Annotated in this window: 13 protein-coding genes; 4 read left to right on the forward strand and 9 right to left on the reverse strand. The window is 42.3% G+C overall.

What is annotated here, in order from left to right; genetic code table 11:
• Positions 1 to 191: 191 nt before the first annotated feature.
• The 9 genes from BM739_RS13940 to BM739_RS13980 all read right to left on the reverse strand — a co-directional run bounded on the left by BM739_RS13940 (position 192) and on the right by BM739_RS13980 (position 8,453).
• Positions 192 to 1,955 (reverse strand): pseudouridine synthase, encoded by a 1,764-nt coding sequence (locus tag BM739_RS13940; protein ID WP_083698177.1) that lies wholly within the window; start codon positions 1,953 to 1,955, stop codon positions 192 to 194.
• A gap of 26 nt (positions 1,956 to 1,981) precedes the next feature.
• Positions 1,982 to 2,746 carry a subclass B1 metallo-beta-lactamase gene (bla, locus tag BM739_RS13945; RefSeq protein WP_076541629.1) on the reverse strand — a complete coding sequence of 255 codons (765 nt, stop codon included), beginning with the start codon at positions 2,744 to 2,746 and terminating at the stop codon, positions 1,982 to 1,984.
• A 289-nt stretch (positions 2,747 to 3,035) separates the two neighbouring features.
• On the reverse strand, positions 3,036 to 3,419 hold the full coding sequence (locus tag BM739_RS13950; RefSeq protein ID WP_076541631.1) for a VOC family protein: 384 nt from the start codon (positions 3,417 to 3,419) through the stop codon (positions 3,036 to 3,038).
• A 124-nt stretch (positions 3,420 to 3,543) separates the two neighbouring features.
• Positions 3,544 to 4,887 carry an AarF/ABC1/UbiB kinase family protein gene (locus tag BM739_RS13955; protein ID WP_076541633.1) on the reverse strand — a complete coding sequence of 448 codons (1,344 nt, stop codon included), beginning with the start codon at positions 4,885 to 4,887 and terminating at the stop codon, positions 3,544 to 3,546.
• 140 nt (positions 4,888 to 5,027) lie between these two features.
• Positions 5,028 to 5,927: a hypothetical protein gene (locus tag BM739_RS13960; protein ID WP_076541634.1), complete on the reverse strand. Its 900-nt coding sequence runs from the start codon at positions 5,925 to 5,927 to the stop codon at positions 5,028 to 5,030.
• A 12-nt stretch (positions 5,928 to 5,939) separates the two neighbouring features.
• On the reverse strand, positions 5,940 to 6,698 hold the full coding sequence (locus BM739_RS13965) for a hypothetical protein (protein WP_076541638.1): 759 nt from the start codon (positions 6,696 to 6,698) through the stop codon (positions 5,940 to 5,942).
• Positions 6,698 to 7,231 carry a hypothetical protein gene (locus BM739_RS13970; RefSeq protein ID WP_076541640.1) on the reverse strand — a complete coding sequence of 178 codons (534 nt, stop codon included), beginning with the start codon at positions 7,229 to 7,231 and terminating at the stop codon, positions 6,698 to 6,700. Before BM739_RS13970 ends, BM739_RS13965 begins: the two co-directional genes overlap by 1 nt.
• A gap of 7 nt (positions 7,232 to 7,238) precedes the next feature.
• Positions 7,239 to 7,523: a J domain-containing protein gene (locus BM739_RS13975; protein WP_076541642.1), complete on the reverse strand. Its 285-nt coding sequence runs from the start codon at positions 7,521 to 7,523 to the stop codon at positions 7,239 to 7,241.
• A gap of 387 nt (positions 7,524 to 7,910) precedes the next feature.
• On the reverse strand, positions 7,911 to 8,453 hold the full coding sequence (locus BM739_RS13980; RefSeq protein ID WP_076541644.1) for a hydrolase: 543 nt from the start codon (positions 8,451 to 8,453) through the stop codon (positions 7,911 to 7,913).
• Positions 8,454 to 8,606: 153 nt separating this feature from the next.
• Here BM739_RS13980 and BM739_RS13985 point away from each other — a divergent pair, with 153 nt between their 5' ends.
• The 4 genes from BM739_RS13985 (at position 8,607) to BM739_RS14000 (ending at position 12,461) form a co-directional block, all read left to right on the forward strand.
• On the forward strand, positions 8,607 to 9,644 hold the full coding sequence (locus BM739_RS13985; protein ID WP_076541646.1) for a DUF2235 domain-containing protein: 1,038 nt from the start codon (positions 8,607 to 8,609) through the stop codon (positions 9,642 to 9,644).
• Between the two features lie 78 nt (positions 9,645 to 9,722).
• Entirely contained in the window at positions 9,723 to 10,577 is an 855-nt protein-coding gene (locus tag BM739_RS13990; RefSeq protein WP_076541648.1) for a cobalamin-binding protein, read from the forward strand.
• A 310-nt stretch (positions 10,578 to 10,887) separates the two neighbouring features.
• On the forward strand, positions 10,888 to 12,147 hold the full coding sequence (locus BM739_RS13995) for an efflux RND transporter periplasmic adaptor subunit (RefSeq protein ID WP_076541650.1): 1,260 nt from the start codon (positions 10,888 to 10,890) through the stop codon (positions 12,145 to 12,147).
• Positions 12,148 to 12,227: 80 nt separating this feature from the next.
• Positions 12,228 to 12,461 (forward strand): hypothetical protein, encoded by a 234-nt coding sequence (locus BM739_RS14000; RefSeq protein ID WP_076541652.1) that lies wholly within the window; start codon positions 12,228 to 12,230, stop codon positions 12,459 to 12,461.
• Positions 12,462 to 12,559 lie beyond the last annotated feature (98 nt).

The following is a 12,559-nucleotide window of genomic DNA, read 5'->3' on the forward strand; positions in this document are numbered from 1 at the left end:
CGTAGAAAACGTTAGCTTATTGGGTTGTTATCAATTAAACCGTATGTCGTACGAACTTATTACATTAACTGATATTGATTAACATTTCTACTTGGAAATAGGGATTTTTAAGAGTTTTTATCAGTGCCAAATAGACAGAAAATTGACACTAATTCATTCGGTTATTTAAAACTGTTGTTTTAGATTTGTGATTATTCGAAGTCAGCATTAACTTCAAAGGTTATTCTGTGATTTGTATTCGGGTGAATAATCGACAGTAATTGAGCGTGCAAATGCAGTCTTTGTGCGGTTTTTCCATATAAATCATCGCCTAAAATTGGCATGTTCAAGCCTTTGGCGTGGGCGCAATGGACTCTTAGTTGATGAGTTCTGCCTGTTTTAGGGAATAAGTGGATTAAGCAAGAGTTGTTTAATTCTTGTACTTTTTGCCAATGGGTTTGTGCATTTTTTCCATGTGAATAACAGACAAGTTGCTTTGGTCTATCGTCTAAATCTACTCTTAATGGCAGTGTGATGTCGCCGCGATCAAACTGTGGGATCCCATCGATCTTAGCGATATAACGCTTGGTGACGCTACGACTGATAAATTGCTGCACTAAATGCTTATTGGCTTCTTTAGACAGCGCAATAACCATTAATCCTGAGGTCGACATGTCTAAGCGATGCACTATGAGTGGCCCTGTGGCGTGGGGAAAAGCATGTTTCATTCTGCTATATACAGAGTCGGTAATATTTTTACCGGGCACAGATAAAAACTCCGCTGGCTTATTCACGATCACAATATGATCGTCTTGATAAACTATGGGTAGCTCAACCCCTTCAGCAGGGTTGCTAAGTAGTGGGTTTTCATCAACCTGTAAGCCTTTAAGCATATGGCCTAGAATTGGGCGGCATTTTCCATGGCATGCAGGGTAATAGTTTTTATGCTGTTTAATTTCAGATTTGGGTGACATGCCCCACCAAAACTCAGCCATAGTGATAGGCGTGAAATTATGTTTAAAGGCATATTGTAGCAATTTAGGCGCGGCGCACTCACCAGCTCCAGCTGGCGGTAAATGATTGGGCGCATCATTAAAAATCTTATTAAGATCGCTCGTTTCACCTAGGGCATTTAAAAACTGATAGTGGCTAAATAATTTATGCTGCAGGGCATTGGATAGCTGTTTTCTTTGTTGTTTGATAGCACTAATAGCCTGTTCTAATTCAGCTAATGGCTCAGCAATCAGTTGAGTTTGCAACTCCCAATGCTCTTTAAGCTCTGCTAAGCAATATTTATCATTAACGCTTTGCCTGCTCATTTCAATGGATAGCGTTTTAAAGTCAGTTTCATTGAGACTCTGCGCTTGAGCTCGTTGAGCTTTGCGATATTTTCTGTTTTCGATCATTTGCGATCGCTGGGCTGCGATGGCATTTTCAGCTTGCTGCTGCGTTAACGCTAGTTTAGTGGTCAGCTGCTGCAATAAAGGATCGTTTTCTAACTCAACCAGCTGGGCATTGAGTTGATTGATTTCGATATTTTCTTGTTTGAAAAAACTATCTTTACTGAGCATATCAAATACTGGCGGCACGAATTGTGGCCATAGGTTTTCATCAGCTAATTTACCTGAAAAAGCAGCTAAAAAACCCAACTGTCCTTGAGCATTTTTGACCACTAATACCCCAAACATTTTACCTATGGCGGGGAGGTGTTTTGATGCTTCTATTCTAAGTAATGCTTCAGTGGGTGCTGACTGTTCGTGCTCTTTATCGCTAATGCCAAAATTATGCAGCCAATCTGTTTGCTGTTGTAAATGCTCTTGCAGCTGCTCGGCGGCGATAATCGCTAATGGATGTGGCTGATAATAAAAGGGGAAAGTAAATTTTTCCGGCAATGTATATCCATCTACATTGGTGTTGAATGGCACAAAGCAGTGCTGGTTTGTAGTGGAATGGGTTGCGTTATTATCAGTTGGCATTTTCTACAGCTTCTTTTTCAATAAATTTACTTTAAATGGTTACTAATCAGCTCTTGGGTGTGCTTGAGTAGTTCTAATCCGCCATTGTTGCCATGGCCTGGTATCACAATGATTGCATCATTATAACGGCTTTTTGCTGTCTCTAGGGTTATTGGCCATTGAGAAAGTGACGCTTGTGCAATATAGCCCATAGTTTTGCTTGCTTGACTTTTTATCAGGCAACCGCCGAATAGTAATTTTGACTCAGGTAACCACACCACGAGGTTATCTTGTGTATGGCCGGCACCGAGATAGTTTACTTCAATCTGCTTGTTGGCCAATTGCAAGCTGTTGCCTGTAAAAGCCTGTTTTGCCAAAGGCTTATTATTGGCTGTTAAGAATGAATTGGTTAATTCAGAGGCGTAAGTATCAACCCCTATGGTATTTAAGTAGCCAATTCCGGCAGCGCGATCATCATGGGAGTGGGTTGAGATACTCGCCTGTAGCGTAAAGCCTTGCTGCTTAATCCATCGCACCAGTTTAATGGTATCTTTTTCTGTCCACGGGGTATCAATCATGTAGGCATCAGTGCCATCAATTACGACTAATCCATTGGCAGATACTAAGCCGTAATCTTGGGTGTGAAAATAAGAGGTAAACTGAAATACATTGTCGATTAACGGCTTGACTGATAATTGGCCCTTTGTTGTATCAGCATGATTAGTTGCGCTTTCAAGCTGTTCTTGGCTAGCGTGGCTGCTGGGTACTAACAATAGAATATAAGCTAGGAATAACGCAAAACCCAATTTCATGGTGATGTCTCTGTCAAAGTAGTTATTGGCTAGAGTTTAACTCATTGGCTCTTAAGATGGTGTAGTGAGCATATTATTGTGGTTAATTTTACACTGCTACGGCTATTGAGGCTTACAAGTTTGATTAGGAGGGGTTGCAGGTGAGGGGGTTATGATTGGAATTCGTAAATTTAACAATCACATAGCGAGCATCAAGGCTATGTGATTGTCGGATGTTAAGTCATTTTTCAGTGTTTATCGTGCGGTAAAAATAACTTCAGTCGTTACTATTTTGTATTTACTACTGCGATTATTTTGGAAGTCGATGCAGTACACAAATTTTATTGCCATCAGGGTCACGTAAGTATGCAAGGTATAAATTCATTGCTGGGTTTGAACGCACGCCAGGCGGCTCTTCACAAGGTGTGCCGCCATTTGCTGCGCCGACTTCATGCCATGTATCACCTTGGGCAGCATCTTTAACACTAAAACCGATAGTGGTGCCGTTGCCGTGGGTTGCGGGCTCGCCATCGATGGGTTTAGTGATGGCAAAAATACCGCTTTCGGTGAAGTAAAAACAACGCCCTTTATCATCGATGACCCCTGGTTCATAACCTAAAACTGCAAAGGTTGCATCGTAGAATGCTTTTGATTTTTGTATATCGTTACTGCCGATCATGATGTGGCTGAACATGTCACTCTCCTTGTTGAATTATAAGGCGCTTATAAATTTTTTAGTAAACGTCACTTTCTTATATGGGACTGTTTTATTATTAAACAATCCTTTTGACAATAAACTTCAGCGTTAACTGCGAATGTTAGATGTTGTTTTGATGGCTTAAAAACAGCTGCCTGACATCAATTTTTGCTTTTATGCGAGAGGCGAGTAAGTAAATACCGGCTAACTTGCGATGGATAAAAATCGCATCGGTTGGCGGTGTGTGCCATTCATCTTGTTTGGTGCTCATGGCCTTGGCTGAATCGGTTATGCGTTTAGCGAGATTACTATTCGCAAAATCATATTCGCCTTCAAAGCGCAGTGGCTCACAGGCTTGATGAAAAATATCGACAATGACTTGTTGCTGCTCTGGGGTGATGTGTTTTTGAAAAAAACCAATTTGCGCTGCAGCCTGGGTCATAAGTGCGCTATCACTGCTCATAGCGCCTTGCATTAACATGTTATAGCCGCTGGATAAATCATCAGAAATGCTGCGGGTAGCGCCAAAATCTAACAGCACAATTTTGTCAGAATCTGCTTGGTACATAAAGTTGGCAAAGTTAGGATCCGTTTGTACCAACTTAAAGCTAAATAGCTCATCTAAAAAAAGACTGAGTAACCGAGTGGCGACTTTATCGCGAATACTTTGCGCCATATTAAGCACCGATTCTATTGGAGCGCCTTCGATAAACTGCATCACTAGAATACTGTCGGTGCTGAGCTGCGAATAAACCCTTGGCACCACAAAGTGTGGCGTATCAGCGACCCAAGTGCGGTATTGCTGCAGTAAATTAGCTTCGTAGTGATAATCAGCTTCGTGGTGTAATTGTGCTTTGGCTTCAGTGAGTAACTTATCAAATTGCACATGGTCGGGCACTAACTGCGCCATTTTTAGCAGGCTGGCGACATTATCAATATCACTGTCGATACTGTCTTTAATACCGGGATATTGAATTTTAACTGCCAGTTTTTCACCACTGTCTAAATAGGCTAAATGTACCTGACCAATAGAGGCCGCTGCAAAGGGGCGTAATTCAAATTGAGCAAAAGGGGTTAACCAATCTTGTCCCCATTGTTGTTTTAGGATCGCTACCAGCTGTTTATGGGGCATGGCTTTGGCGTCATCGCGGAGTTTCGCTAAGATGTCACTGATTTCAGCTGGCAGTAAATCACCACTATCCATAGAGATCATCTGACCCACTTTCATGGCCGCGCCACGAAGTTGCGCGAGCTTTTCAGCCACTTGAGTCATATTCTTGGGAGTCAGTATCAATTGTTGCAACTGAGGTGATTGACCTTTACTGAGCTGTTTGGCGCCTTCAAACAGTACGTTGCCAGCGACCCTTGATGCTAATGAGCCCATTTTACCTAAACGAGATAAACGACTACTGGGTATTTTGGCGACACTGCTCGCGCTATTTCTGTCAGCAACATCTCTATTCATGGACAACTCCGGTACTTGCTCGCGTTATACTGAGTTAGATAATACGCTGGAAATCTATATTCAGATCAGAAGTTTAAAGCATAAAAAAAGGGTAATCTTATTACCCTTTAATATTGCGCTATTTAGTGTCTTTGGTGTCACTAAAACTCAAAGGTGTCTTGCCAACCGAGTAACACACTTTGTAGGCCATGTTTTTGCTCGTAACGCTCAAGCTTTTCAGGGCTGGCATCACCGAGGGCAAGTTCACGATATTTTTTGGCAAACTTAAGCGTTCGCAATAACTCTTGGTAAAAATGCTTACCTAAGTCTTGGCGAATGGCATCTGCGAGTGCATCTGGCAAGAGTGACAGTGCGCGGTCAGTGTGAATTTGGATCACTTCAACACTAAACCACTTATCGTCGAGCTCAATTTTACGCAGGCGCTTTTTCATGTCTTCACGTACCCGAGCATCATCAAACATCATGCGATAAAGCACGGCTTCAGCCAGTACGCTTTCAAGCCCAAGACTAAATAATGGATCCAGTTCTGTTTTAGCGTAAAAGGTTTCAAGCAATACTTTAGTGGCTTCTTGGCTTCTGTGGTCAGTCAGTGCTTTTTGATAATCTTGCCAACCTAGCCACTCATCAGTATCTGGCGGGGTCGAGATTTTTTCCATGAGTATTGGATTGATATCGCCATAGAGTGATTTTTCACTGCCATGCATATGCTTACTCACCGTGGTCAACATGCTCCAGCCTTTTTGAAAGCACTTCATTATGCCATCAGGGGTTTTCAGCAGGTTGATTGAGCCAACGGGTTCGTGACCGGTTAGCGCAATAAGCCCTAGGCTAACCACGCCAATGACATCATGGGCTGCTTGTTCAAGCAAATGCATTTTGTGCTTGTTATAAAACTTATCAGCAAGTTTAAGGCTCATTAAAATCGCTTTCGATTTTATTTGGCTGACATGCTCATCGGTTAATAGTGCTTCACGGCGGCCATGCTCAAGTACCCGACTAAAGTACGGGCCTTGATTGTTATCACGTAATGCTAACTGCATTAACTGGTTTCCTTAATCAAGAAAAGTAAACATATCATCGACTTCAGCGTACTCATCAGCCACTTGGTTTTTATCTTTTGCTTGTAACACCAGTTCATTAACGAATTTACCGATGATTTGTTCCCAACCTGAACTTTCATTACGCAGCAGATTTTTAATCGACTTGGCCACTTCTGGCGCAATTTGTTGAATTAATGCCAATAGGCTGCGGGGATCATCCATCGCTAGGCTATGGGCTTCTTCATCTGCTTGCCAGTTGCTATAACCCACTGTTTCACCATCATCTTCGTCATCATATGAGTCAAAAATAGTGTTGTGGTCTTGCTCGGCTGATGGCGCCAAAATCAACTCAATAAACGGAATGGATAAATAAAACAGTCCTGCAGGATCTTCTGCAATACATTCTAAAATGGCGGCTTGTTTTTCTTCCGTGCCCTGAATACGAATAAGGTAAGTTAAAAACTCAAAGGTATGATGCATTAATTCATCAACATTGGTTTTAATTTGCTCTTCCCAATACAAAGGTTGCTGACAGACGATGTCGCGGATTTGCTCTGGGGTCATCAGCTCAGACATGATCGACGGGCAAGAAATATCATGATGACTGTTGATTTGAGTTAAGGTAACGATATCCATATGTTCAATGACATCAACAAGTTGCTCATCATTCATTGTGTTGGCAATGATCTCGAAGCGCTTACTGGCTTGTTGTGGCTCAACATCAGCGAGATCTTTAATCTCAGCAGCAGTGATTTCAATAAGATTGTTCATTAACGCTCCTCTTCATCATATTGGTCGTAATAGCCTTCTTCATCTTCGCTTTGGCTGTCGTCATCATTGTTGTAAGGATCATAGCCATCGTCGCTATTGCCGCCTTCAGATGAAGCAAAAGACTTACTTGGTGCAACCACGTTATCTTGAGTATTAAGTAGATAAACCACGGCGCAGCTTTCAATTAACAGCTCTTCAGAGTATTTACGTACCGCAAGTACTAATGGCACATCGGCATTGTTGAACTGAACTGTGACTTTAAACTCGTCCCATGTTGGCAATACCGCATTATCAATCCAGCCTGCCCATTTCATTTTGGCTTCGTCAGAAAAACGAATGCGATTAAATAAGGCAACCGGTAAATACTCGGGTACCGCAGCTAGCATCGACGGATCGGCTAATAAAATCTCTTTCATTGAGTTGGTAAATTTAGCTAATGCATCAGGGGTATCGGGATCGTTGTACGATTCGATATTGTCATAGGCATTATTTTTTAACTCATTGATGCGTGAGATATTAAGTGTTTGGCTCATGGGTTTCTCAAGAATAAAATTGGTCCCACAGCTCGGTCATTGCCGCTGTAGGATTGGTCACGATGACATTATTAAAATCTTTAATAAATGCAGTTCTTAATTTTTTATCAGATAAAACATCATAGGCATTTTTAACCCTTTGTAGCTGCTCTGCAGCTTGATGTTTTTCTTCTTCAGACGCGTTAAGCAGTTTATCGGGGTGCAGCTTATTTGATAAACGTTTATAGGCTTTTTTTATTTCGTCTTCTTTGGCACTGGCTTTAACACCGAGGACGGTGAAGTGGTTAATCATATTTTTACCTGTGGCGAATAAACTTGGATGGGCGAGTGCTAATCCATTAAATTATGATTATTTGGTTGCAAATAATAACAGAAATACTGTGTTTCCCATAAAACTATCAGTAAGTTTAGCTTAATACAAAATACACAGGTTAGATTTACCGCAATTTATTGCCAATATTGGGAAGATAAATCGAAAAGCTAAGCTTAGATGCAGCAGTGAATAGCGCAGGGAAATACGATTATTTAGGCTCAAACTAAGTGCAAAATAAGCCCAAGTAAAAGCTTCATGTGATTGAATATGATCTCTAAAAAAGCCAGTTGCTTGGCATCAAAGCGCCGTAATAGCGCTTATTTGCTAAGCGCCAACAATCATCCATAAGGCTTTAATTTAGCATTGCTATTTGATCAATTTAAGTAATGATTTAAAGCGCTCGCCTGTCGCTTGATGTTGCAATTCAAATAAACAAGATTCAGTGTTAGTCAGCTTAGCACCTAAGGCTTGCATCATTTCAATGCCTAAGGCTTTATTGGCCTCAATGCGCGATGACACCGCATCGGCAACTAAATGCACATGGTAGCGATTCGCCAATAAATCCTGACAGGTTTGATAAACACACACATGGGTTTCAATGCCGGCGAGAATAATCTGATTGCGGTTTAAGCGCGTTAACTGCTGCTGAAACTCCTGACACTGCCATGCGCTAAAGTGAGATTTAGCAATCACTTGGGTTGTTTTAGATAAATGCTCGCTCAATTGCGCTGAGGTTGGGCCTAATTTATCGGGCAGTTGTTCTAGCCATAAAATTGGGATATCAAATAATTGCGCCCCTTGGATCAAGATAGCGAGCTGATGATGCAGCGCCGATGATTGCTGCATTACTTGTGCAAGCTTACCTTGCACATCCACAATCACTAATACAGATTGATCCGCAGTTAACATAAAAACTCCTTTGTTTATGGCTCAATAACTGAGTTAGAGTAAACCCTGTTAGGGCGGGCTGACTATAGTCTAAAGGTCGAAGCTTTATCTGCGAGCAAGGATTGATTCTATTTTATTGCTTAGTACTTATTGCAGAAATTCAAGGAAGATATAATGAAAAAACGTATTGTTATTTGTGCCGATGGCACTTGGAACCGCCCAGAGAAAGACCTTAAAAAAGACTTTCCCACCAATGTGCTACGCATTGCCAGAGGCATTAAACCCATTGCCGATGATGGCGTGGCGCAACAGGTGTTTTACGATTGGGGTGTTGGCTCTTATTATGACTCAGTATCTGGCGGCATCACGGGCAGTGGTGTTCAAAAGAACATTATGGATTGTTATCGCTATATCGTGCAAAACTACCATGAAGGCGATGAAATATATCTGTTTGGTTTTAGCCGCGGCGCTTATACCGTGCGCAGTTTATGCGGCTTAATTAATAACTGCGGCATTCTAAAGCGCCCCGATGCTAATCAAATTCAAGCGGCGTTTGAGCACTATAAATCTAAATCAAGACCCTATAAGCCCGACGGCGCAAAATCCATCGCTTTTCGTGAGCAATACAGTTATCCATCACGGCAGGTCAAATTTGTTGGAGTGTGGGATACGGTTGGCGCCATGGGAATTCCTTTCTCATTTTTAGGCCTATTTGAAGATAAAGATGAGTTTTACGACACTAAGCTTGGGCGTAATGTTAGCGTGGCGCGCCATGCTTTGGCCATTGATGAAGTACGTGATGACTTTAGGCCGACCATTTGGCAGCCTCGCACTAACATGAATATTCAACAAGTGTGGTTTGCTGGGGTGCACAGTAATATCGGTGGCAGCTATAAGCCCGATGCTGATCAAAGCTGTTTATCGGATATTGCCCTTAAATGGATGATGCAACAAGCCAGTGAGTTTGACTTAGCATTCGAGACCCATTTGCATGACAGTTTGCGCCCTAATCCTATGGCGACCAAGCATAAGTCTAAAAAGCATGTGTATCGTATTCGTGGTGAATACTTAAGACCACTGACAGATTGTGAAGCGCCGGTGTGGATCCATCAATCGGTTAAACAGCGCTGGGATGCAGATGATAATTATCGGCCTAAAAACTTACAAACTTATATTGATAGCCATGGCTGGCCAGCGGCGCTAATCGAGTAAGACTGCTATCATACTGCCCGACAAATAAGACTGCTCGCTAATAACTAATAACCTTAAAAAACAATTAAAAGGAAAGACATGTTGTCACCAAAATCTCTCGTGTTCGCTATCACAGTTGTAGTCAGCCTTTTTTCAACTTCGGTGCTGGCTGCCAAGGCGACTGTAGAACCCGCTAAACGTATTATTGCATTATCGCCTCACGCGGTTGAAATGCTTTATGCCATCGGTGCGGGTGAGTCCATTGTAGCCACCACTGATCATGCTGATTTTCCGCAAGCGGCTAAATCCATTCCTAGCATTGGCGGTTACTACGGTATTCAAATTGAGCGCGTGTTAGAGCTAAACCCTGACTTAGTCGTGGTGTGGAATAGCGGCAATAAAATGGACGATATCACTCAACTAACTCAGCTCGGTTTTAAGGTGTTTAATAGTGACCCTAAAAGCCTTGATGATGTCGCCAATGAATTAGAGCAACTTGGTGAGCTTACTGGCAATCAAGATAAAGCCGCTAAAGTGGCAGCAAAATATCGTCAACAGCTAGCGGATATTCGCGCTGAAAATCAATTAAAGTCGCCAGTAAAGGTGTTTTATCAATTATGGTCAACGCCGTTAATGACAGTGTCTAAAGGCAGTTGGATAGAACATATTATCGAAGCTTGTCATGGTGATAACGTCTTTATCGATGCCGCCAGTGAGTACCCGCAAGTCAGCGTTGAAAATGTATTACTCACCATGCCAGAGGTGATTTTACAAAGTCAGGATGAAGGAAATGTGATTGGCGTTGACTGGTCACAGTGGCCAGAATTACCCGCGGTTAAGGAACAGCATATCTATCAGCTCAATGCAGATTTACTGCACCGCGCCTCCCCTCGGGCTATTTTAGGTGTTGAAGCCTTGTGTGGTGCATTGGATAAAGTGCGGCGCCTTAGATAAAGTGCGGCGTCTTAGATAAAGTGTGGCGCTTTAGATAAAGTGCGCTAAGCCTAAAGCTGCTTGAATTAACTCATCAATCTAGATTGCCAAAAAGTGTCCGCGCGGACACTTTTTTCATTTTCGGACACTTCTACAATTCAAGCGGACACATTAGATGCTGTCCGCGGACACTTTTAGCTGTCGTTTTTATGATAACAATTCTTTAAGTTGCTAATTAATAACATTATTTAATTTTTGGCACAGCCTGTGCTATATCCAATGCAATATGATTGATAAATGCTGCGGCATTAAGTGCATTCTAGGATTAATGATGATTAAAGATACCAGCGGACAAGATAAGGTTATTCAGCCCAAGCTTACCAATAAGCTAAAAATGCCATTAATGGTGGGCACTGTTGGCTTATTAATGAGTGCGCTGGTGTGGGCTAGCATGGGCCATGACAGCAATATGCGCTCAATTGATGCCACTGACTTAAGACTGGCCACACTGACCCGTGGCACGTTAGTGCGAGATATTGCCACCACAGGCAAAATTGTGGCGGCCAATGCGCCAGTGTTATATAGCACTGAACAAGGCGTGGTGACTATGCTCAGTCAACCTGGTGATTTGGTGGAGCAGGCTCAAGTTGTTGCCCGTATCGAAAGCCCCACATTGCAAAATAGCTATGAACAGCAGCAGTCACTTTATACCGCAATGGAAAGTAATTTAGAGCGCGCCAAGTTGGATGCCCGCCGAGAACAACTCAGAGTCAGCCAAGTGTTAGACATGGCCAAAGTAGACTTAGAGGCGGCAGAACGTGAAAGCCGCCGCGGCGATCAACTGATTGAAAACCGTTTGATTAGCCGAATCGATTTTGAAAAGGGTAAGGATGATCTACACAAAGCCAAATTACTGCACCAGCATGCCATTGCTGAAGTTGACTTAATGGCCGATACCTTAGCATTTGAGCTTAAAAATCATGCCGAAGAAGTGTCTAGGCAGGCGCTCGTGGTCAAGGAGTTAGCCCGTCAACTTGGGGCGCTAAATATTAAAGCCCCAGTGAAAGGCATTATTGGTAACTGGCTGGTGGAGCAAAAAGCCCGTATTGGTGCCAGCAAACCTATTTTAACCGTGGTGGACTTAAGTGCCTTTGAAGCTGAGCTCGCCGTACCTGAATCTTATGCCGATGATTTAGGCATTGGCATGGATGTAGAGCTGAGCTTTGGCAATATCAATGTCATGGGAAAACTGTCCTCAATTTCACCAGAAGTGCGTAATCGTGAAGTCACTGCCAGAGTACGCTTTGATACTGATGAGCCATTGTCATTACGTCAAAATCAGCGCTTATCGGCCCGAGTATTACTTGAAAACCGTCCCAATGTATTAATGGTTAAGCGTGGAGATTTTTTAAATCGCGGTGGTTCAACAGCTTATTTATTGACTGATGATATAGCCCAAAAGACGGCCGTGACTTTAGGTGTGAGAAGTATGAGTCAGGTGGAAGTGATTGAAGGCGGTAAAGAAGGTGATGTGTGGGTGATTTCAGGCACCGAAGCTTTTAGTAACGATGACACTATTCAGCTTAGATAAGCTCAAATTAGATAATCAGAATTTATAAAAACTTAAATTTTATCCAACAAATTTAATCCAAGCTCGGTAAGGATAGGACCATGAAACAATTACAAACTAAACCCTTTATTAGTGTGCTGGCGTTGATGTTGTTAAGTTTAGCGATCAGCTACCGTATTGATGCCAGCCTAGATTGGTTGTCATTCACTTTTCAGCTCATTGATTTAACCGCTCAAGTGTCAGATAGCGCGACTGAAGCCGTTCAGAATGATTTAGTTAACGCCATCATCAAGCTCGATATCTCCTCAGTATTACAGATAGTGGTGATTTTTTAACGTCTATTCAATCATTCCATATCGATCATATATGGAAGGTTAAACAAATTAATTGAACTTGAAGTGGTATGGAATATCGCCGAGTTAAACAAGGAAAT

It is taken from the genome of Shewanella sp. UCD-KL21, from assembly GCF_001957135.1.
Taxonomy (GTDB): domain Bacteria; phylum Pseudomonadota; class Gammaproteobacteria; order Enterobacterales; family Shewanellaceae; genus Shewanella.